This window comes from Algiphilus sp. (assembly GCF_023145115.1).
In the GTDB taxonomy this organism is placed as follows: domain Bacteria; phylum Pseudomonadota; class Gammaproteobacteria; order Nevskiales; family Nevskiaceae; genus Algiphilus.
Genome location: NZ_JAGLEJ010000014.1, coordinates 177,822 through 199,233, shown reverse-complemented (window position 1 = coordinate 199,233; position 21,412 = coordinate 177,822). Strand labels below are relative to the sequence as shown.

The window sequence follows — 21,412 nt, the reverse complement described above, 5'->3', positions numbered from 1 at the left end:
GGTGGCAGAGTGGGCGACCGGCGACCGACTCGCCAGCGGCAAGTCGCAGCGCCGCGAGCGCCCGGGCCAGGACGGCCCGGGCCGGGTCACTTGACGAGGCAGGACGCCGAGTCTAGTGACTGCGGCCAGGTTGGCATCGTGCCAGCATGTAGCGGTTCCGGAGAGGTGGCAGAGTGGTCGAATGCAGCGGTCTTGAAAACCGCCGTGCCTGCGAGGGCACCGTGGGTTCGAATCCCACCCTCTCCGCCACTTCGCGCGTCGGCACCGCATGGCCCGAAGGCCCGCACGGCATTCGGACATGCCTCGCTCAGCCAGCGCGGCACGGTCATCGGAATGGTGTGACGAAACGGCCATCGCGGCCAGTCGCGACTCATGGCGTGCAGCCATGCATGCGACATCAGCGGAACCGCGACGAGTGTCGCGGAACGCTGCGGGTTCTGGTGCCGGCGGAGAGAATCGAACTCCCGACCCGCGCATTACGAATGCGCTGCTCTACCAGCTGAGCTACGCCGGCGACTTTGTGGAATCTTACCACTAGCGGCAGGCCAACCGGTATTCCCAAGCATGTCCTCCGGTCAGGAAGGAGCGCCGGCGGCACCCGAGCATTGCACTCGAACGGATCGCACGCACCAGCCATGACGATCAGGGTGCATCGCGCTCTACTTGATAGTAATTTACGGCGTCTGGTTCGATCCGGGAGCCGACATTGCCCTACCCGCACACAGCACGCCTGTACAGTCGATCCGTTACACCGCGCCGGATGAGCATCGGGTTCACGCTGGTGGAGCTCATGGTCACCGTTGCGGTCGCTACCATCCTCGTCACGGTGGCCGTTCCGGCCTTCACCAGCCTGGTTCGGGACATGCGGGTCAACACCGCAGTGAACAGCTTCCTTGCCAGTGTGCACTTCGCCCGCTCGGAAGCAGCGCGCCGCGGCGTGCGGGTGGCCGTGTGCGCTACCTCCGATCAACAGAAGTGCGAAGCCGGCGCCGACTTCGACGACGGATGGCTCGTGGTCGCCGGTCCGGATCCATACGCAGCCACCGCACCGGTGTTGCGCAGCTTCGCGCCCGACATGGGCGGAATCGACATCCAGTTCCGCTTCGGCGCTACGGCCGAGCCCTATCTCAGCTATATCCCGACGGGACAGGCGCGCACCGATAGCGGGGCCCTTATGATGGGAAGCGTACGCTTCTGCGAAGAAGACTCCGAGCACCGCATCATCATCAACGCCACTGGCCGTCCGCGGGTTGCCGAGCAGGCGTGTGCGCCGTGAAATCACACGAGGGTTGCGCTGCACCGGCAACGCCGGCGAGACTGCGCGGAAGCTTCGGGGGAAGACGGCTCTTACAACGCGCCGGCAAAAAAGCGACACGCACAGAGCAGTCAACGGACACCGTCCGTCGCGCCGCCCGTGCAGCGTCCGCCGAATCGGTGTAAGCGTCACGCAATATGAGACCAACCACAGGCTTCACGCTCATCGAACTGCTGGTGACGGTCGCGGTCGCTGCGATCCTGGCCGTTGTCGCGGTTCCGGGGTTCAGAAGCCTGATGCAGGGCAACCGGGCCGCCACGCAGACGAACACGCTGGTGAGCGCGCTGACCTTCGCACGCTCAGAGGCCATTCGACGCGGGACGACGGTGTCCATGTGTCCGTCCAGCAATCAGACATCGTGCACCGGCGGCACCGACTGGTCGGTCGGATGGGTCGTTTTCCGTGATGCCGATGGCGATGGCGAGCCGGGCGATGCAACTGACCTGTTGCGGGTCTGGCAATCGCTTTCCGGGCCGGCCGCACTCAGTGGCCCGCAGAGCCAGTCATTCATGGGTACCGGTCAGGCCGTGACCTCGGCGAGCTTCAGCTACACCGCATCCGGCGTGCCGACTCGAATGGCGTGCGTCAACAACGTCGGGCGAACCGAGTTGAAGAAGGGCGTAGCGACGTGCTGATGCCGATGCACAGGCCGAGCGACCGTACCGTGCCGCCGAACGCCTCGCGTGGCGTGACGCTCATCGAGGTTCTGATCGCCGTACTCGTGCTTTCCGTCGGTCTGCTCGGCCTGGCCGGGCTGCAATGGAATTCGCTCAAGTTCAACCACAGTTCCCTGCTGCGCAGCCAGGCAACCAACCTCGCGTACGACATGACCGATCGCCTGCGGGCAAAACGCCAGGCGGCGCGCAGCGGAGATTTCGATTCCGACACCTTTGCCGGAGGGGACTGCAGCGGCGGCGACTTCGACGAAGTGGATGCATCTCCCGCCAACGAGTTGCTCGGCTGGCGGTGCGATGTCGCCCGCCTGCTCCCGGGGGGAGAGGGCCGCGTCTTGCGTGACGGCAATACCGTCACCGTCCAGGTGCGCTGGCGGGACACCCGGGACGCCGACGATGACTTGCTCGTCTTCGGTGTTTCGACGGAGCTGTGATCATGCTCGGTACGTTCGGTACGAATCGCGTTCCCGCTCGTTCGCATCAGGGTGGCCTGACGCTCATCGAACTGATGATCGCGATGGTGATCGGGCTGGTTCTGATCGGGACGGTGATCAGCGTCTTCCTGGGCATGCGAGCCACCTACAGCTACCAGGAGGCCCTGTCGCGGGTTCAGGAGAACGGGCGCTTCGCCACGCAATTCCTTGCCCGGGAACTGCGCATGGCCGGATACACGGGCTGCTCGAACAATATCTTCAACTGGCTGAATCCGGCCGGCTCCGGTTACGTGACAAGCATCTACGGCGATCGCACCGTGACCGGCTGGGATGCCTCGAGTACGGCGCCCGGAGACAGCTACATCGCCGGCACTTCGACGACCTGGACATCGTCGACCGGGGAGGCGGTTCCCGCGGAAATCGGGACCGTGCTGCCCGGATCCGACATCATCATCGTGAACAGTTCGGAGCCCTTGGATGTCGAGCTGCAGGGCAATCCGGGTCCCCCCGCGAACACCGTCAATGCTGCCGACGCTACCGGCATCCCGCAGGGCGCGATCATCATGGCCGTCACGTCGAGTTGCGCCGGTGGCGACCTGTGGATGAAGACGAGCAACGAGAATGCGAGCTCACTGCCGAAGGGGACCGCCGCCGGACACTCGCCGGGCAATATCAATCCCTCGGGCGGCTTCACTCAGGAATACGACGACGACTCGAACATCTACCGTTGGACCAGCACGGCCTTCTTCCTGCGCACCAACGCGTCCACCCCGCCGGAACCGGCGCTCTACCGCCTTCGCCTCGACGAAGCCAAGCGCACTGGTACGGCAAATCCCCAAGAGCTGGTCGCCGGCGTGGAGAGCATGCAGATCGCCTATGGCGTGGATGACGACGCCGATCGCGAAGTAGACCGCTACCTGAGCGCTGCCGTCGTGCCTGATTGGGCGGCGGTCCACGCGGTTCGCATCGCGTTGCTGCTCCGCAACGACACTCGCGTTCCGACCGAGACCGAGCTTACCGATTTCACTCTGGCGCACACCACGATCACGCCGACTGAAGAGAACCGTGCGCGCCAGGTGATGACCCTGACCGTCGCCCTGCGCAACGAACTACCATGACTCAACGCTTGCTCCCGAGCCCGCCGACGACCCACGCTTCGCATGAAGCGGGGAGTACCCTGGCCGTTTCGCTGATCTTCCTGGTGCTGCTAGCGCTGATCGGCATCACCGCGATGCAGGGCAGCAGCATGCAGGAACGCATGGCCGGAAACCTCCGCGACAAGGATGTCGCCCTGCAGAAGGCCGAGGCCGCGCTGCGCGAGGCGGAAGCCTTCCTGCAGGACCCTGTGCTCCCGACATTCAATGACGCACCCGGCGGCCTCCACCCCTTCATGCCGGAGTGGGAGAAGGAAGGATACTGGTTCCACGATGCCTCTCATCAGGACTACCTCTGGGGGGCCGACAATACGGCCGAGTACTCGGGGGATGACGACGTCGCCCTCGAGGGAGCTGCACCGCGCTACATCATCGAGGAATTGCCACTCGCGCCGGACCCCAGCGGAAGTCTAGCCGCCGACGAGCCCGTCGAGCCCAACAGCCGCTTCCGGATCACGGCACGCGCGGAGGGTGGAACGGAGGATGCCGTGGTGATCCTGCAGACAACATACCGCCGCTGAGAACCGAGCACTGCAGCATGCCTGGAGCGAACAGAATGACCGACCGATACCGCCCCACCACGCGCCGGCACTTTCGGAAGCCGCTCGGCATCCTCGTCATGCTGATCAGCGGCACCGTTTCCGCCGACATCGGCATCTCGCAGGCCCCGCTGTTCCTGACGGACACGCTCCCGCCGAAGGTGATGCTGGTCCTGTCCAAGGACCACGAGATGTTCAAGGAAGCCTATCCGGACTACTCGGACCTGACCGGAAACGGTGCCATCAACAACACCTACACGGACACCTTCGAGTACTACGGCTACTTCGACCCGAATACCTGCTACGACTACGAGACCAGCGGCAACGACCGATTCGAGCCGGAGGAACCCGCCGTCGGCCCCAACAATCACTACTGCACCGACGGGGACGACTGGAGCGGCAACTTCCTGAACTGGGCAACGATGACGCGCATGGACATCGTCCGGCGCGTGCTCTACGGCGGCAAGCGCACCGACGACACCGAGCAGATCACGATTCTCGAGCGCGCGCTCATCCCGAACAGCGCGCACGCCTTCGTGAAGATCTACGATGGCAACGACCTCGACGATCTGACGCCTTACGACGACGACGCCATCTCCATCTGCAACGTGACCTGGAAGACCAGCGACCGATCGGATCAGGTGGACACCGATGCCGACGAACCCACGATCCGCGTAGCCCGAGGCTCCTGGCCGACATGGGCCGCCACCGAGGTCAAGCAGTGTGCCTGGCGCGACGAGAAGGCCGGCGGCAGCCCGAACTCCGCCCACCCCGACGACGATGACCATGAGCTCGATACCTTCGACGTCCTGGTCGAGGTCTGCCGCCCGGGCATCGCCGAAGAGCACTGCAAGAGCTACCCCGGCGACCAGACCAACGGCACGCTGAAGCCCACCGGACTCATCCACGAGTTCGGCGAGGACGGGCGCATCGATTTCGGTCTGCTCACCGGCAGCTACGAGAAGAATACGTCCGGCGGCGTACTGCGCCGCAACATCGGCCCGATCACCGGCAATTCCGGTTCGCTGGCCGGCGAGAACGAGATCGACCCGGATACCGGGATCTTCCTCAACAATGGCCCCAGCGATCAGACCATCGTCAATGCCATCAATCGGCTGCGGATCACGCACTGGAACTACAGCGGAAACTCCTTCTCGGACAATTGCAACAACCCGGGCATCAGCAGCATCACCGACAACAAATGCACCAGCTGGGGCAATCCGGTCGGCGAGATGATGCTCGAGGCCCTTCGCTACTTCTCGGGGGCCGCCGGCCCCACTTCGGCATTCGATACCGGCAGCAGCGATAGCCGACTGAGCGGACTGCCCCGTGTCAGTGCGTGGCGCGACCCCCTGCCCCAGGATGGCTACTGCGCGAACCCCAGCGTCATCCTCCTGTCGTCCGGCGTCACGACGCACGACGGCGGCAACGAGGGGCAGTTCGGCAACGCCAGCGATATTGCGGGCCTCAGCGGCGCTTCGGCGGTGGATGCGCAGACCGACGAGGTCGGTGACGGCGAAGGGCTTTCCGGCTCGTACATCCTCGGTGGCACCGGCAAGCAGTGCACCGCAGAGGGCATTGACGGCCTCTCCGACGCGCTGGGCATCTGCCCGCAGGGTGGCAGCCTGCTGGGTGGCTACTCGGTCGCGGGGCTCGCGAAGCACGGCTGGACGAGCGATATTCGCCCCGAGCATCCGCGCGACCAGAATGTCAAGACCTTCGCCATCAATCTGGCCGAGCCTCTACCGCGCCTGCGCTTTGGGCAGATCGAGCTGTTTCCAACCTGCCAGTCGTCCAGCAACGGCACCAACTACATCACCTGCAACGCCATCCAGACCGACGTGCTCGACGTCGAGTACGACAACGACGGAAACCTTGTGGCCGGGCACTTCCGAACGTTCTGGGAGGATTCGTCGTACGGGAGCGACTACGACATGGATGGCGCGTCGGACCTGCTCGTCTGCGTCGGAGATGCCTGCCCGGGCAATGTCGACGACGGCGATGTCCGCGTCACCGTGAACGTCGTCCAGGCGATCGCCGGCTATTCGCTGCGCTTCGGTTTCCTCACGACCGGCTCGACGACGGACGGTCTGTCCGACTGGGTATACCGGCCGGGCAATCAGAACTTCAGCGTGATCGTCGATCCCGCGGACAACCCGGGCAGACAGCCCGACCCGATGACCCAGACCCTGACGCCCGGCACCTCTTCCGCCGGCCTGCTACGCGATCCGCTCTGGTATGCGGCCAAATGGGGCGGCTTTGACAAGTCGCTCGGCGATACCCCGTCGCAGAGCGAGCAGTGGGACCTGGACGGCGATGGATCGCCGGATAACTACTTCCTCGTCCGGAATCCCGCCAAGCTAGAGGAGAACCTCTCCACCGTCTTTTCCGAAATCGCCGCAGCGATCGGCAGCGCGTCGGCGATCTCCACCAACGCCACGCGGCTTTCCACCAGTACGCTGGTCTATCAGGCGCGGTTCAACTCCGAGGACTGGAGCGGAGAGCTGCTCGCGTACGAAGTAAACGAGGGGGATGGCAGCGTCTCCGCGAATCCAGAGTGGAATGCCGCTGACGAGATTCCCCTTCCCGGCAACCGCAGCATCTTCACGAGGAACAGCGATTCGGGCGACGGGGTCGCATTCCAGTGGGCCAATCTGAGCAATGCCCAGCAATCCGCGCTGGGCGGCGAACCGATCCTGGAATGGCTCCGTGGCGATCGCAGCGACGCCAATCTGCGGCAGATGAGCGGCAGCCTCAGCGACATCGTGAATTCGAACCCGACCTTCTCGGCCACCGAGGACTTCGGCTTCGACGCCCTGGACGGCCTCGAGGGGGCCAGCTATGCCGCCTACCTGACGGGCAAGAGCGATCGCACCCCCGCAGTCTACGTCGGGTCGAACGGGGGCATGCTGCACGCATTCGATGCCGAGAATGGCGACGAGCTGTTTGCCTACGTTCCGGAGGGCATCTACGCCGACCTCGGCGAACTCCCCCTTGATGGCTACAGTCATCGCTACTACGTGGACGGCTCACCACGCGTATTCGATGCGCGCGTCAGCGCCACTTGGCGCACGCTCCTGATCGGGAGCGTGGGGGCCGGCGGCAAGTCAGTATTCCTGCTCGACATTTCCACGCCATCCAGCTTCACAGCCGGCGACGTGCTGTGGGAGATGACCGGCGACGAGAACAACGACCTTGTCGACCACTTCGGTGTATCCGTGCCGGAGCCGACCATCGCGCGCATGCAGGACGGGAGCTACTGGGCGATCATCGGCAACGGCTACAACAGCAGCGAAGGCACAGCCGCCCTCATCCTGCAACGTGTGGACGGCACACTCGGCGGCAATTCCGACTTCGTGCTGATCGACACCGAGGCGGGTGCTTCAGGCGACCTCGGCAAGAACGGGCTCTCCAGCCCCATTCCGGTCGACATCGACGGCGACCGCACGACCGACTACATCTATGCCGGTGACCTCCACGGCAACATGTGGCGGTTCGATGTCGACAGCGCGAACACCAACCAGTGGGACGTGGCCTTCAAGCAGGGCAACACGCCCAAGCCTCTGTTCACGGCCGTCGACAGCGATGAGGAAGACGAGGCCGATCCGCAGGCGATCACGGCGCGTCCTGAAGTCGGACGGCATCCGGACGGTGGCCAGATGGTCTACTTCGGAACCGGCGCATTCTTCCGCACAGGTGATGATCAGGTCGGGGCGGATGACACCCGCCATTCGTTCTACGGCATCCACGACAACGACGAGACCGTCTCGCGCGACGATCTGACGCTGCAGACGATCGTCTATGAGGGGGAAGCACCCGGATTCGGCGTCAACGTCCGGGCGGTATCGACCAACGAGCGTGCCGCCGATGACAAGGGCTTCGTGCTCAACCTGATCTCACCCGAGAACGGCTTCGAAGGCGAGCGCGTCGTCTCCGAGGCCCAGATCCGCTTCGGACGCATCGTGTTCTCGACCCTGATTCCCTCCCCGAGTCCGTGCGAGTTCGGGGGCACATCTTGGCTCATGGAGCTGGACGCGATCGACGGCGGCAACTTCGGTCGCTCCATCTTCGACCTGAACGACGATGACAACTTCGACGATCAGGACTATGTCGATGCCGCGGAAGGAGATGAGGACTCACTCATGCTGCCCGTAAGCGGCCTGGGCTCAGAGATCGGCATCATCAACAAACCGTCGATCATCACCGCGGGCGAAGTCGAGTACAAGTACACCTCCGGATCGAGCGGAGACATTGGCGTGATCAAGGAGATCTCCGGCACCGACGAACTCGGGAGGCAATCGTGGCGCCAGCTGCAGTAGGTCGCATTCGCTCCGACAACGGCCGTAGTGATCGGACGAGGGGCTTCACACTTATCGAGCTGATGATCGCGGTGGCGATCATCGCGATCCTCGCGACCATCGCCTATCCCAGTTATCGCCAGCAGGTGCTCAAGAGCCAGCGCACCGAGGCGAAGACCGCGCTGAGCGATGCCGCGCAGCGGCTGGAGCGCTGCTACACGCAGTTCAATGCCTACAACGACACCGACAACTGCACCATCGCCGGCACGCTCGACTCGGGAGGCACCTATGACACCGAGGAAGGCCATTACACGATTTCGGCGGTGACGCTCACCGCGACCGCATTCACGCTGGAAGCGGATCGCAAGGACAACGACGACAGCCGATGCCCCGACATGCGGATCAACCATCTCGGGCAGCGCGGTTCGGACGGGAGCGTCACCACCGACACGCACGACTGCTGGTGACGGGCCGGGGCGCGATCGGCGCCCCGCATCCCGCATGCATGATGTCTGCGCGTCAGCTGCGCACGCGCCCCGCGAACTGCTTCTCGAGCTTGTCCATCTTCGGCTTCGCGACGACGCGGACGTAGCCCGCGCCCGGATTGCGGGCCGCGTAGTCCTGGTGCTCGGGTTCCGCCGGGTGGAATGCCTCCAGCGGCTCTACGGTGGTGACGATGGGGTCATCCAGGACACCGGCGGCATCGAGCTGCGCGATGTAGGCTTCCGTCACCGCGCGCTGCTGGTCGTCGGCGACGAAGACCGCCGAGCGATACTGCGGCCCCACGTCGTTGCCCTGCCGATTGCGCTGCGTGGGGTCGTGCGCGACGCTGAAGAACAGCTTGAGCAGTGCGCCGAGGGAAATGCGCTGCGGGTCGTAGCGCAGCCGCACGGCTTCCGCGTGACCGGTGTCACCGCGGCACACGCGCGGGTAGTTCGCGGTCTCGGCGGCCCCGCCGCAATACCCGCATTCCGACTCGAGCACGCCCTCGACGGCCCGGAACACGCCGTCCACGCACCAGAAGCACCCGCCCGCGAGCACGATTTCCGCGCTGTGCGCATCGCCCGCGGCGATGTCGCGACCGGGATCGGGGAAACCGGAATGATCGGCGGCGGCGCCCGGCCACCGACAGGCGGGCGCATTCGGGGTATCGGACATGCAGGGTCTCCGCGACGGTTGGCCGTGCATTGTGACGCGCGAACGCGCACGCGCGATAGCGGGTCGAAACCGCAACACCGCGGCGCGGCGCCGGTGACGGCGGTATCCTCTCGTCCGTGAACACCCCTGCCCTCGCCCTGCCCGCGCCACTCTGGCGCCGCCTGATGACGGCGGTGTACGACGGCCTGCTGGTGGTGGCCATCTGCATGAGCGTGGCGGTCCTGGTGACGCCGGCCACGGCCTTCATCGGCGTATCCGGACGCGGCGCGCTGCAGGCGCTCATGGTGCTGGCCGTGTGGTTCTATTTCACGATGTCCTGGACGCGCGGCGGCCAGACCCTGGGCATGCGCGTCTGGCGCGTGCGCCTGCGGCGCGCGGACAGCGACATGCCGGTGACCCTCACCCAGGCCACGGCCCGCTTCTTCGTCATGCTGGTCCTGTGCATGCTGCCGACGGTGGTCGGGGTCTTCGCATCCTTCCGCGACCCCGAGCACGCGCCCGCCTGGCTGCTCCTTCTGCTGCTCCCCGCCTTCTGCATGCTGCTGGTACTGCTCGCGAGCCGGCGCGCGCTGCACGATCTGATCGCCGGTGGCGAAATGGTCCTCACGCCGCCACTCAAGGCGCGCGCATCAGACGCCTGAGGGGCCGGCGGGCTCGAGCACGACCATCGCGATCACCAGATCGCCTTCGTCGCTGAGGCTGATGTGCGCGCGACCGGCGCCGCGCTGCTCCGAGAAGGCGGCACCGTGCTCGGACAGCACGATGCGCGGGGCACCGGAGTCCGGATCGCGCAGCAGGCCGATGTCATGCGCCGCGATGCGACCGATCTTGGTCCCCAGCGCCTTGGCATAGGCTTCCTTGGCCGCCCACCGCTTGGCGAGATCGCGCGCGGGATCGCCGGCGGCGGCGGAGGGTTCGTGTTCCAGCGAGTGCAGGATGCGGCGCGCGAAGCGCTCGCCGCGACGCTCCCAGACCGCCCGGAAGCGCTCCACGCGTGCGAGATCCACGCCGACCCCGAATATCATCCGCGCCGCCCGGCAAGCATGGCGCGGCGCATCGCCGCGATGGCGGCCGGCAGTCCCTGGAAGACCGCTTCCGCGATCAGCGCGTGGCCGATATTGAGCTCCACGACCTCGGGCAGCGCCGCCACCGCACCCACGTTGTCGACATGGAGACCGTGCCCGGCATGCACTTCCAGCCCGGCGGCCGCCGCTTCGCGCGCGAAGCGGCGCAGTCGCGCAAGCTCGCCCGCGCGCTCGGTGGCCGATGCCTCTGCGTAGGCACCGGTATGCATCTCGACCGCCGGTGCGCCGGTGGCGCGAATCGCATCGAGCAGGCCCGGATCGGGGTCGACGAAAAGCGACACCCGCGTCCCCACCGCGTCGAGCCGCGCAACGGCCCGCGTGACAGCGTCCCGATGTCCCACGACATCCAGGCCGCCTTCGGTGGTGACCTCCTCCCGTCGCTCCGGCACCAGACAGGCCCGCGGCGGCGAGAGGCGTTCGGCGATGGCGACCATGTCGTCCACGACCGCCATCTCCAGGTTCAGCGGCACGTTCACGGTGGCGAGCAGTCGCTCGACGTCGGCATCCTGTATGTGTCGCCGATCCTCGCGCAGGTGCACGGTGATGCCGTCGGCGCCCGCGCCCTCGGCCACCAGGGCGGCCGCGACCGGATCCGGGTAGGTGGTACCGCGCGCCTGGCGCAGCGTCGCGACGTGATCGATATTGACGCCGAGTCGCAGATCGGGAGCGTGATGACGGGTCATGGGGCGGTCTCGCGCACGGCGCGCAGGCGCCGCAGCATGGCGGGGGTTTGCAGTGGTCGGGGGCCGATCAATTCTGGCAGATGCGCCCGAAAGACCACGCGAGCCGCACCGCGCGCATCCGCGCTGTCAAAGCGGCCACTCAGTGCTGCGGTCAGCCCCGCGCCGGTGAGCGTACCGTCCGGCTCGGGACGCGGTCCCGATGCGGGGTCGTACTCGAAACGCGCCGCCGCATCGAGACCGCGGTCCGGCAGCGACGGCCGATACCCCAGCTCGCAGAGCAGTTGCCACTCGAAGGCCCGCAGCGCGCCGGCGTACAACGCCTCGTCGCCGGTCCCGGCAAGCGCTGCCAGCAGGCTCTGGTAGGCCGCGAACAGGCCCGGATGCGGGTCGTCGCGCGCCAGCGCCCGGATCAGGAGCTCGTTGGCATACCACGCCCACAGGGTGCGCTCGCCGCCCAGCGCATACGGCTTTCCATCGACTTCAGCCCCCGTCATCGTGGCCAGCTCGCCCCGCCGCTGCCAGCTCAGACGGTACCGCTGAAGCAGCGCCGGTGCACTGCCGCGCTTGCTGCCGCGCGCACCGCGTGCCACCACGCCGACGCGGCCGTGGTCGTGCGCAAGGACCTCGAGCAGGAGACTGCTGTCCCGATAGGCGCGCCGCAGCAGCACGAAGACGGCTTCGTCGGCCACCCGCTCGGCGCCGCTCACGGGTCAGTCCTCGTAGCCGAGCGCGCGCAGCGCGGCCGGGTCGTCACTCCAGTTGGGCCGGACGCGGACGTGCGTCTGCAGGAACACCTTCTTGCCGAGTCGATGCTCGAGCTCGCGGCGCGCGCTGGTACCGACGCGCTTGGCGGTATCGCCACCGGCACCGATCACGATCTTCTTCTGCGCCTCGCGCTCGACCCAGATCACGGCGCGGGCGCGCAGCAGGCCCGGACTGTCCTCCAGCGACTCGATCCCGACACTCAGCGCATAGGGCAGCTCCTGGCGCAGCAGGCGCGTGAGCTTCTCGCGCACGCATTCGGTGATGGTGAACGCGAGGTCGTGACCCTGGATCTGATCCGGCGGGAACAGCATCGGGCCTTCGGGCATGCGCTCGGCCAGCACCGCGATCAGCCGGTCCAGGTTCTCGCCGCGCGTGGCCGACACCGGAACGATGTCGGCATAGGCGTGACGCTCCTGGAGGGCCGCGATCTCGGGCAACAGCTCCTGCTTCTGCGCGCGGTGATCGACCTTGTTCAGGGCCGCGATGACCGGGACACCGGCGCCGGCCGCACGGCTCAGCGCGAGCGCATCGTCGTCCCGCCAGATGCCGGTTTCGACGACATGCAGCACCGCATCGACCCCCTCGATGGCGCTGACCGCCGAGCGGTTGAGCACCTTGTTCAGCGCCCGGTGCTCGCGTTCGTGCAGGCCCGGCGTGTCGATGAACACGATCTGCAGCTCGGGCCCGTTGTGCACGCCCTGCACGCGATGGCGCGTGGTCTGGGGGCGGCGCGCGACGATCGACACCTTGGTGCCCACCAGCGCATTGACCAGGCTCGACTTGCCCACGTTGGGGCGCCCGAGCACCGCCACCATTCCACTACGCATCGAGCTTCTCCAGCATGGCACGCGCTGCATTCTGTTCGGCGCCGCGGCGACTGGCGCCGGTGCCCTCGACCGCGGCATCGTTGTCGGCGAGCTGACAGGCGACGCGGAAGTGCTGCCGGTGCGGCGGACCGGACACTTCCAGGACGGCATATTCCGGACGCGGCCGGGAGCGGCCCTGAAGCCATTCCTGCAGCCGCGTCTTGGGATCCTTCAGGGTCTCGGGATCGGGCAGCGTGACCAGCCGGTCGGCCCACCAGCGTTCGATGCACGCGCGCGCGGTCTCGAGATCGGCATCGAGCAGCACCGCACCGATCAGCGCCTCGACGGTATCGGCCAGCACCGAGCGGCGGCGGTACACGCCGCTCTTCAGCGCGCTGCCCCCCAGCTGCACGGCGTCGGCCAGGGCGAGGTCGTTGGCCACCCCGCCCAGCGTCTCCTCGCGCACCAGGGCGGCGCGCATGCGCGTCAGATCGCCCTCGCTCGCGTCGGGCAGCCGGCGGTAGAGCACTTCGGCGACGACGAAATTGAGCAGGCTGTCCCCGAGGAACTCCAGCCGCTCGTAATGGCCGCGCCCCGCGCTGCGATGGGTCAGCGCCTGCTCGAGGAGCGCCGCATCCCGGAAGCGGTATCCGAGCCGCTTGTAGATGTGCTCGCGATTCACGGCCCCCTGCCGACTACCGCTTCGTCCTCGAAGTAGAACACCAGATCGATGTTCGCGATCAGCGGAACGCGCGCCTCGTAGTAGTACGCGAGGATCACCTCGCGCTCCGGACCGCGCTCGATCGACACGTCGCGCGCATCCAGATGCTGGATGCGCTCGATGTCCCAGAAGCGCTGCAGGCTCGAGCGCAGCCGCGGCCCGGTGGCGTTGGCGCTCTCGGGATCGTTGGCCACTTTCTGGACCGCGTTCTGGACCTTCATGTGGTTCAGATAGACGGGGACGCTGCGCATCACCAGCAGCACGATGAAGGCACCCAGCGCGATCAGAACCAGCAGGGTCCAGAACGTCATGCCGTGTTCGGATCGTCTCATGCGCGCGTCTCCCCGATTGCTACGGAATGGTGTTGCCGATGCGGGAGAAGTCCGGACGCCCCAGCTCGGCGTTCCAGTTCATCCAGATGAAGAATGCGCGACCCACCAGGTTGCGCTCCGGAACCGTGCCCCAGCGCCGCGAATCGTCGCTGCCGTCCCGGTTGTCCCCCATCACGAAGTACTCCCCTTCCGGCACGGTGAAATCGATGTTGCGCGCCGGCGCGTTGGGATTCACCAGGATCGGATGGACGCGATCGCCGAGCGTCTCCGTGTAGCGCTCGACGACCCCGCCGGGCAGCCCCGGAACGCGTGCCACCCCGGCCTTCTCCAGCGGCACGCGCTCGCCGTTGATGGAGAGCTGCTTGTCCCGGTAGACGACGTGATCGCCTGGAAGGCCGACCACGCGCTTGATGAAGTCCTTGCTCGGATCGAGCGGAAAGCGGAACACCGCGACGTCGCCGCGCTCGGGCGCCCCGCCTTCGGTCAGCTGCCAGAACCCCACGGGCGCGCGAAGCCCGTAGGCCCGCTTGTCCACCAGGATGAAGTCGCCCACCAGCAGCGAGGGAATCATCGAGCCGGACGGGATGCGGAAGGGCTCGACCGCGAAGCTGCGCAGCAGCAGCACGACCACGATCACCGGGAAGAACGAGCGCGAGAACTCGACCGCCCAGTTGCCCCGCGCACTGCCCGATTCGCGGCGCCGGCGCGCGAAGAAGGCGGCATCGATGCCGTAGATGACGCCGGTGACGAGCGCCGCCAGCGTGAGGATGACCGCGAAGTCCCAGTGGAAGTCGCTGAGGAATTGCGCCATGCCCGCTACCTTCGATCGACGTTGAGGATCGCCAGAAAGGCGGACTGAGGAATCTCGACGTTACCCACCTGCTTCATGCGCTTCTTGCCTTCCTTCTGCTTCTCCAGCAGCTTGCGCTTGCGCGACACGTCGCCGCCGTAGCACTTCGCGAGGACGTTCTTGCGCAGCGCCTTGACGGTGGTCCGCGCGAGGATGCGCGAGCCGATCGCGGCCTGGATCGCGACATCGAACATCTGCCGCGGAATGAGCTCCTGCATGCGCTCGCACAGGCCCCTACCGCGATCGTAGGCCATGTCGCGGTGGCAGATGGTGGAGAGGGCGTCCACGCGCTCGCCGTTCACCAGCACGTCGAGGCGCACCAGGTCCGCGGGCGCGAAGCACTTGAAGTCGTACTCGAAGCTGGCATAGCCGCGCGACACGCTCTTCAGCCGGTCGAAGAAGTCGAGCACCACCTCGGCCATGGGCATGTCGACGACCATCTGCACCTGACTGCCGTGATAGTGCAGCTCGGGCTCGCCGGCACGCTTCTCCATGCAGAGCTGCATGACCGGCCCGATGCAGTGCTGCGGCATCAGGATGCGGGCGGTGATGATCGGCTCGCGCAGCTCGTCGATGACACCGCTGTCCGGCAGCTCGGCCGGGTTCTGCACGCTCCTGGTCGAGCCGTCGTGCTGCGCGCACTCGTAGACCACCGACGGCGCGGTGGTGATGAGGTTGAGGTCGTACTCGCGCTCCAGGCGCTCCTGCACGATCTCCATGTGCAACATGCCCAGGAAGCCGCAGCGGAATCCGAAACCGAGCGCGCTGGAGCTCTCCGGCTCGTAGGACAGCGCGGCGTCGTTGAGGCGCAGCTTGGCCAGCGCGTCGCGCAGGTCCTCGAAGTCGTCCGAGGATACCGGGAAGATGCCCGCGAAGACCCGCGGCTGGATCTCGCGGAAGCCGGGAAGGCGCTTGTCGCACGGGCGCTGCGCGTCGGTGAGCGTATCGCCCACCGGCGCGCCGTCGATGTCCTTGATCCCGGCCACCACGAAGCCGACCTCGCCGGTCGACAGCGCGTCCAGCTCGACACGCTTGGGCGTGTTCCGGCCCAGCATGCTGATGTCGTGATCGCGACCGGTCGCCATGACCCGGATGCGCTGGCCCTTGCGGAGCGCGCCGTTGACGACCCGCACCAGCGATACCACGCCGAGGTAGTTGTCGAACCACGAGTCGATGATCAGCGCCTGCACCGGATCATCGGCGCTGCCGTCGGGCGGCGGCACCTTCTCCACCAGCGACTCCAGCACCTCGGTGACGCCCTGCCCGGTCTTGGCCGAGATGCGCAGCGCATCGCGCGCCTCGATGCCGATGATGTCCTCGATCTCGGCGATGACGCGATCGCAGTCGGCGTTGGGCAGATCGACCTTGTTCAGCACGGTGACCACTTCCAGGTCCTGGTCCACCGCCGTGTAGCAGTTGGCGACCGTCTGCGCCTCGACGCCCTGGGAGGCGTCGACGATCAGCAGCGCCCCCTCGCAAGAGGCGAGCGACCGCGAGACCTCGTACGAGAAGTCGACGTGCCCGGGGGTATCGATCAGGTTGAGCTGATAGGTCTGACCATCGCGCGCATCGAAGCTCAGGGTTATGGCCTGCGACTTGATGGTGATGCCGCGCTCACGCTCGATCGGGTTGTTGTCGAGCACCTGGTCCTGCATCTCGCGCTCTTCGAGACCGTGGCATAGCTGGATGAAGCGATCGGCCAGCGTCGACTTGCCGTGGTCGATGTGCGCGATGATCGAGAAATTGCGGATTCGGGTCTGCTGCATGGGGTCCGACGGCACCGGCTGGGCGCCAAAATAGCCTGCGATTATACGCACAGGCCGGCCTCGCCCGTGCCGGCGCCGCGCACTGCGCCACTACACCGCTGCGCCCAGGGCGCGCGCTACCGGCAGACAGGCCGCGTGGTCGAAATGCACGCTGCACACCGGCCGGTCCGCGCCATCCAGCAGGACCGGCACGGTGTCGCCGTAGCGCGCGCGCAGGGCCGGGTCACGGTCGACATCGAAGCGCGGCAGATCCACGCCCGGGAAGGCCGCGCGCCAAGCATCGGCGAACTCGTCGCAGAGGCCGCAGCCGGGCCGCGTCAGCAGACGCGGACTCACGACTCCGGAATGCGCACCGCGATGAACAGGGGCGAGCCGCGGCGCTGCACCAGGAACGGCACCGAACGTCCGGGCGTCTGGCGCTCGATGACCTCGCGCAGGCGCGTCACCGAATCGATCTCGGTGCCGGCGACGGTGAGGATGATGTCGCCCGAGCGGATGCCCGCCTCGCGGGCCGGGCCGGCCTGCAGCTCCGCCACCCGGACGCCGCCGCCGATGCCGCCCTCCGCCTCGCGTTCCTGACTGCTCAGCGTCTCGACACGCATGCCCAGCAGACCGGTGTCGGTGGGCGGCTCCGGCAGCGGCGAGGCGCCGTCGCGCATGGCGGACTCGTTGAGCTCGCCAACCGAGACGTCCAGCTCCATCCGGTCGCCGTCGCGCAGGAGCACCACCTCGACCTCGCGGCCGGGCTTGGTGGCGCCGACCACCGCCGGCAGCGCGGCGGAGCGCGGAATCGGCTCGCCGTCGAAGCTGAGGATGACATCACCCTCGCGCAGCCCCGCGGACGCCGCCGGACCGTCGGGCAGCACACGCGTGACCAGCGCACCCTGCGGCTTGTCGAGCCCGAAGGACATGGCCAGCTCGCGGGTCACCTCCTGGATGACCACGCCCAGCCAGCCGCGCGCCACGCTGCCCTCGTCGCGGAGCTGCTCGGCGACGCTGATCGCCATGTCGATCGGGATCGCGAAGGAGATGCCCTGATAGCCGCCGGTCTGGCTGTAGATCTGCGAATTGATGCCGACGACCTCGCCGTCCAGGTTGAAGAGCGGTCCGCCGCTGTTGCCCTTGTTGATGGCGACGTCGGTCTGGATGAAGGGCACGTACTGCCCGCTCGCCAGGCTGCGTCCCTTGGCGGACACGATGCCGGCGGTGACCGTCTGCTCGAAGCCGAACGGCGAGCCGATCGCCACGACCCAGTTGCCCACCTTCAGCACCTCGCTGCTGCCCACCTCGACCGGCCGCAGATCGTCCGCGTCCAGCCGGAGCAGGGCCAGGTCCGAGCGCTCGTCGGAGCCGACCAGCTCGGCCTCGAGCTCGCGCCGGTCCGCGAGGCGCACGATGATCTCGTCGGCATCGCGCACCACGTGGTGGTTGGTCAGCACGTAGTCGTCCCAGAGCACGAAGCCCGATCCCAGCGAGCGGGACGGCATGCCGCCGCCCTCGCCCTCGCCGAAGTGGTCGCGGAACCAGTCACCGAAGGGGCTCTCCTCGAGCCCGAACGGCAGCTCGCCCTCGGCGTTGCCGCTCTCGCCACGACTCATCGTGGCGATGTTGACCACCGACGGGCCGGCCTTCTCCGCAACGTGCGAGAAGTCGGGCAGACCGTTGCCCGACGGCTCCGAGGAACACCCTGCCAGCACGAGCAGGAACAGGACGGATGCAAAGCGTGCGATCACGAAACCTCCCGGTTTCCGTAGCGCCGGCCGCCGGCAGCGGCGGGGCAATGCTGCGCCCCGGCGATGCCCCCGCGAGCGGAACGCCCGGCTATTCTTGATTGAGTCTGGGGCAGCTGTCGGCCCCGAAGCGGTCCCGGCGCAACACCATGGGCCGGAACCGGGTGGCGTCGATGGACAGGCTCTTCCAGCGTACCACCAGAAGCCCGGCAGCCAGCCCCGCCACCGCAAACGCGGCGACCAGTGCATCGCCGGCCTGCAGCGTCAGGCGCGCGAAGGCGCCGAGACCGATCATGCCCACCAGCGGCAGCAGATAGACCAGCGCCGATGCGCGCAGCAGCGCATCGCCGGCAATGCCGACGACCACGGCATCGCCCGACTGCAGATCCCGCACCTGCGTATTGACCTCGATGGCGTACTTGCGATGCCGGGCGAGACGACCGAGCAGACCGCCGCCACAGCCGCGGCCTTCCGCGCACGGCTTGCAGTTCCCCATGTTCAGGGCCTGAACGAAGACCTGCCCGTTCTCGACCCGCGTCACGATGGCGCGCTCTTCAATCATCGCCGCCGTCCTCGCCGGTCAGGGCGGGCTCGGGCACGGGGCTCGCCTGAGCGGACGCGCTGTCCTCGGCCGGCGTCAGCTGCAGCCGCTGCGCGATCCATTCCACGGCCGCTACCGGCACCTCGCCGACCACCGTGACCTGATGCCCGTCGATGACCCGCGACATGACGTTGAGCGCCCCCATGTGGGACTTCGCCGGCGCGACATCGGCGGCATCGGAATCGGCGGCGTTGGCGCCGTAGACCGATATGGTGGCCAGTCCGTCCGAGAACAGGAAATGCTCCACCGGGACGCGGTCGTCGGCGCCCTTGCGCACCGAGTGCGAGATCTTCCGGTAGCCGGGCGGCGACTCGCTCACCGACCAGCGCGCCGGCACCCGCAGACGCGGCGACTCATCGGCATGCCGGATGACGCGGTAGTCCTCCGAGGTCGGCGCGCGCTCGAAACGTTCGTCCGGGAATCCGTCGGTGAAGGTGACGTCGGTGAACATCATCTGCTCGATGCGGTTGCCGTCGGCATCGAGCACCACCACGCGCAGCGGCAGGTTGGTCTCGGCATCGAGCCAGTATTCGTAGCCGTAGCGCAGATCGTCCTGCGGCAGCACGCGCACGCCGCGGCACATGCGGCCGGCGATGCGCTCCTCGGCGATGTGCTCGAAGCGGTACTGGTCGCCGAGAGCGGCGATGTTCTCCTGCCGCAGCGAGGGCAGCAGGCTGGCCGCCTGATGCGCGCGGCGGTCGACGGTGATGATCTTCTGCTCGGGCAGGACGCAGATCACCTCGTTGTTGTCGCGGTAGATCTCGCGCGCATCGCCGGTCAGCGAGGTGAGCCGCTCGCGCACCGAGCCGTCGTGATACTCGTGCAGCACGCGCAGGGTCTCCATGCGCGCCTCGCTGCTGTAGACCACGGTGCCGGAATAGGTGGTCTCGCGAACCGCATCGCTCATGCGCACAAGCAACTCGGCGGGGTCGACCCCTTCACCGAACCCGGAGAACGGCACTCCGAGCAGTAGCAGGAGGCCGAGACCGCGACGCATCATCGCGCCTGCGGAGCGCGCATGTCTGCGTTGTGCGCGGCGTAGCGCGCATAGCCCAGCGGGCCGCCGATGCCCTGCGCCGTGCGGTATCCGGCGTACTCGATGTAATAGGTATTGAGAACTTCCTCGCGATCGCCGGCCGGCTGGAAGGCCCGTGCCTGCTGAAGCTGCGAGGATGCCGCGCCTGCCTGCGCGGCGCCGGCGCCGGCCTCCGGCGACGCGCCTTCAGACCGGGCCAGGACCTGGGCGCCGGCAATCGGCTGCACGGCCTCGGGCCCGGTCGTCGATGTGGTGGTCTGGAACATGGCAGGCATCAGGAAAGCCGCCATCGCGATGCTGGCAGCGGCCGCGACGCCGGTGGCGGGAAGCGCCCAGCGGCGCCGCTGGATGCGCCTGGCTCGAGCTTCGGCGATATCGGCAACGCCCGCGCTGATCGGCTGCTCCGCGATGGCGGCGCGAACGCCGTCCAGCAGCGAACCGTGTGCCGGCATCCGGCCCTGACCGCGCATGGCGGTGCCGATACAGTTCCAGCGGGTCGTCGCGTCAGCGGCCCCGGGGTCGTGCTCCAGGGAATCCAGGAGCGCATCGATCTCCTCCGATGCGATCTCGCCGTCGAGCAATGCCGAGAACAACTCGTCGTTTTGCTGCATACCGCCTAGCTTCCTCGCTCAGCACGCGAACGTGCGGATAATGTCAGATATACCATCTTGAAGCGACAAAGTTCCGTGATTTCGCCCAATTTTTTGCCGGGCTGAACGTGACCGATCGGTACCATCATCGGTCAGCCATTGCGCTGCGACGGACGGTCGATGAGCGGGGCCAGCACCTCGTCGACCACCGCGCGGGCCCGGAATATCCGCGACCGCACCGTGCCGATGGGACAGTCCATGGCCTCGGCGATCTCTTCGTAGGATAGCCCCTCGAGCTCGCGCAGCGTGATCGCCTGGCGCAGATCCGGCGGGAGCTGCTCGATGGCGGCCACCACGGCATCCTGGATCTCGCCGGTCAGCAGATGCGCCTCGGGCGTGTCGATGTCGCTCATGTGCTCGGTGTGGCCGTAGAGCTCGGCATCCTGCGCATCGATGTCCTGTGCCTGCGGGCGCCGCTTGCGCGACACCAGCTGGTTCTTCGCGGTGTTGATCGCGATGCGGTACAGCCAGGTGTAGAAGGCCGAATCGCCCTTGAAGTTGGGCAGCGCACGATAGGCCTTGATGAAGGCTTCCTGCGCGACGTCCTGGGCATCGGCCTCGCCGACGAAGCGCGACACCAGCTGGACCACCTTGCTCTGATGGCGGATGACGAGCAGGTCGAAGGCGCGCGGCTGACCCGCCTGCGCCCTGCGCACCAGCTCTTCATCTAATAGCTCTTCACTCATCGCGCGCGGTTCACGGTGCGCGTGAGCCGCGCATCAGCGTGTTACAGGACATGTCAGACTGCACGGCCCAAGCCCCCCGACAGGCTCCGTGCGGGGGTAGAGTGTAGCAACTCGGCCCGAGAGCCCTGC

Annotated in this window: 23 protein-coding genes and 2 tRNA genes; 9 read left to right on the top strand and 16 right to left on the bottom strand. The window is 67.1% G+C overall.

Annotation, left to right across the window (positions count from 1 at the left end; genetic code table 11):
• Window positions 1-159 precede the first annotated feature (159 nt).
• Window positions 160-249: transfer RNA gene (locus KAH28_RS05380), tRNA-Ser, on the top strand.
• A gap of 189 nt (window positions 250-438) precedes the next feature.
• On the opposite strand, the gene KAH28_RS05375 is transcribed toward KAH28_RS05380, so the two are convergent.
• A tRNA-Thr gene (locus KAH28_RS05375) sits at window positions 439-514 on the bottom strand.
• Window positions 515-760: 246 nt separating this feature from the next.
• On the opposite strand from KAH28_RS05375, the gene KAH28_RS05370 reads away from it, so the two are divergent.
• From KAH28_RS05370 to KAH28_RS05340, 7 genes are all read left to right on the top strand, one after another.
• The gene (locus KAH28_RS05370) at window positions 761-1,276 is read left to right on the top strand and encodes a GspH/FimT family pseudopilin (protein ID WP_290574918.1); all 516 of its coding nucleotides are present in this window, start codon (window positions 761-763) and stop codon (window positions 1,274-1,276) included.
• A gap of 176 nt (window positions 1,277-1,452) precedes the next feature.
• Window positions 1,453-1,950, top strand: a complete 498-nt coding sequence (locus KAH28_RS05365) for a GspH/FimT family pseudopilin (protein WP_290574916.1) — start codon at window positions 1,453-1,455, stop codon at window positions 1,948-1,950.
• Window positions 1,950-2,423, top strand: a complete 474-nt coding sequence (gene pilV / locus KAH28_RS05360; RefSeq protein WP_290574924.1) for a type IV pilus modification protein PilV — start codon at window positions 1,950-1,952, stop codon at window positions 2,421-2,423. The genes KAH28_RS05365 and pilV overlap by 1 nt, the downstream gene beginning before the upstream one ends.
• A 2-nt stretch (window positions 2,424-2,425) precedes the next feature.
• Window positions 2,426-3,541: a PilW family protein gene (locus tag KAH28_RS05355; RefSeq protein WP_290574914.1), complete on the top strand. Its 1,116-nt coding sequence runs from the start codon at window positions 2,426-2,428 to the stop codon at window positions 3,539-3,541.
• A complete protein-coding gene (locus tag KAH28_RS05350) occupies window positions 3,538-4,098 on the top strand; it encodes a pilus assembly protein (RefSeq protein WP_290574911.1) in 561 nt (186 codons plus the stop codon). Before KAH28_RS05355 ends, KAH28_RS05350 begins: the two co-directional genes overlap by 4 nt.
• A gap of 35 nt (window positions 4,099-4,133) precedes the next feature.
• On the top strand, window positions 4,134-8,435 hold the full coding sequence (locus tag KAH28_RS05345) for a PilC/PilY family type IV pilus protein (RefSeq protein WP_290574909.1): 4,302 nt from the start codon (window positions 4,134-4,136) through the stop codon (window positions 8,433-8,435).
• Entirely contained in the window at window positions 8,417-8,881 is a 465-nt protein-coding gene (locus KAH28_RS05340; protein ID WP_366918127.1) for a type IV pilin protein, read from the top strand. Before KAH28_RS05345 ends, KAH28_RS05340 begins: the two co-directional genes overlap by 19 nt.
• A gap of 52 nt (window positions 8,882-8,933) precedes the next feature.
• On the opposite strand, the gene msrA is transcribed toward KAH28_RS05340, so the two are convergent.
• On the bottom strand, window positions 8,934-9,572 hold the full coding sequence (gene msrA, locus KAH28_RS05335; protein WP_290574905.1) for a peptide-methionine (S)-S-oxide reductase MsrA: 639 nt from the start codon (window positions 9,570-9,572) through the stop codon (window positions 8,934-8,936).
• 116 nt (window positions 9,573-9,688) lie between these two features.
• Here msrA and KAH28_RS05330 point away from each other — a divergent pair, with 116 nt between their 5' ends.
• Entirely contained in the window at window positions 9,689-10,213 is a 525-nt protein-coding gene (locus KAH28_RS05330) for an RDD family protein (protein ID WP_290574903.1), read from the top strand.
• Here KAH28_RS05330 and acpS read toward each other — a convergent pair.
• The 14 genes from acpS to rpoE form a co-directional block, all read right to left on the bottom strand.
• Window positions 10,202-10,597, bottom strand: a complete 396-nt coding sequence (gene acpS / locus KAH28_RS05325) for a holo-ACP synthase (protein WP_290574900.1) — start codon at window positions 10,595-10,597, stop codon at window positions 10,202-10,204. The genes KAH28_RS05330 and acpS overlap by 12 nt on opposite strands.
• A complete protein-coding gene (gene pdxJ, locus KAH28_RS05320) occupies window positions 10,594-11,340 on the bottom strand; it encodes a pyridoxine 5'-phosphate synthase (RefSeq protein ID WP_290574899.1) in 747 nt (248 codons plus the stop codon). The genes acpS and pdxJ overlap by 4 nt, the downstream gene beginning before the upstream one ends.
• Window positions 11,337-12,047 (bottom strand): DNA repair protein RecO, encoded by a 711-nt coding sequence (gene recO / locus KAH28_RS05315; RefSeq protein ID WP_290574897.1) that lies wholly within the window; start codon window positions 12,045-12,047, stop codon window positions 11,337-11,339. Before recO ends, pdxJ begins: the two co-directional genes overlap by 4 nt.
• 3 nt (window positions 12,048-12,050) lie before the next feature.
• Window positions 12,051-12,932, bottom strand: a complete 882-nt coding sequence (gene era, locus KAH28_RS05310) for a GTPase Era (protein WP_290574896.1) — start codon at window positions 12,930-12,932, stop codon at window positions 12,051-12,053.
• Window positions 12,925-13,593, bottom strand: a complete 669-nt coding sequence (rnc, locus tag KAH28_RS05305) for a ribonuclease III (protein WP_290574894.1) — start codon at window positions 13,591-13,593, stop codon at window positions 12,925-12,927. Before rnc ends, era begins: the two co-directional genes overlap by 8 nt.
• Window positions 13,590-13,964, bottom strand: coding sequence for a DUF4845 domain-containing protein (locus KAH28_RS05300; protein ID WP_290574893.1), 375 nt, complete (start codon window positions 13,962-13,964; stop codon window positions 13,590-13,592). Before KAH28_RS05300 ends, rnc begins: the two co-directional genes overlap by 4 nt.
• 19 nt (window positions 13,965-13,983) lie before the next feature.
• Window positions 13,984-14,775, bottom strand: a complete 792-nt coding sequence (gene lepB, locus KAH28_RS05295) for a signal peptidase I (protein ID WP_290574892.1) — start codon at window positions 14,773-14,775, stop codon at window positions 13,984-13,986.
• Window positions 14,776-14,780: 5 nt separating this feature from the next.
• On the bottom strand, window positions 14,781-16,580 hold the full coding sequence (lepA, locus tag KAH28_RS05290) for a translation elongation factor 4 (RefSeq protein ID WP_290574891.1): 1,800 nt from the start codon (window positions 16,578-16,580) through the stop codon (window positions 14,781-14,783).
• A 90-nt stretch (window positions 16,581-16,670) separates the two neighbouring features.
• The gene (locus KAH28_RS05285; RefSeq protein WP_290574890.1) at window positions 16,671-16,916 is read right to left on the bottom strand and encodes a glutaredoxin family protein; all 246 of its coding nucleotides are present in this window, start codon (window positions 16,914-16,916) and stop codon (window positions 16,671-16,673) included.
• Window positions 16,913-18,313 (bottom strand): DegQ family serine endoprotease, encoded by a 1,401-nt coding sequence (locus KAH28_RS05280; protein WP_290574888.1) that lies wholly within the window; start codon window positions 18,311-18,313, stop codon window positions 16,913-16,915. Before KAH28_RS05280 ends, KAH28_RS05285 begins: the two co-directional genes overlap by 4 nt.
• Window positions 18,314-18,401: 88 nt before the next feature.
• Window positions 18,402-18,872 (bottom strand): SoxR reducing system RseC family protein, encoded by a 471-nt coding sequence (locus KAH28_RS05275; RefSeq protein WP_290574887.1) that lies wholly within the window; start codon window positions 18,870-18,872, stop codon window positions 18,402-18,404.
• Window positions 18,865-19,911 (bottom strand): MucB/RseB C-terminal domain-containing protein, encoded by a 1,047-nt coding sequence (locus KAH28_RS05270; protein ID WP_290574885.1) that lies wholly within the window; start codon window positions 19,909-19,911, stop codon window positions 18,865-18,867. Before KAH28_RS05270 ends, KAH28_RS05275 begins: the two co-directional genes overlap by 8 nt.
• Window positions 19,908-20,558, bottom strand: coding sequence for a sigma-E factor negative regulatory protein (locus KAH28_RS05265; RefSeq protein ID WP_290574883.1), 651 nt, complete (start codon window positions 20,556-20,558; stop codon window positions 19,908-19,910). Before KAH28_RS05265 ends, KAH28_RS05270 begins: the two co-directional genes overlap by 4 nt.
• Window positions 20,559-20,689: 131 nt before the next feature.
• A complete protein-coding gene (rpoE, locus tag KAH28_RS05260; protein WP_290574882.1) occupies window positions 20,690-21,283 on the bottom strand; it encodes an RNA polymerase sigma factor RpoE in 594 nt (197 codons plus the stop codon).
• Window positions 21,284-21,412 lie beyond the last annotated feature (129 nt).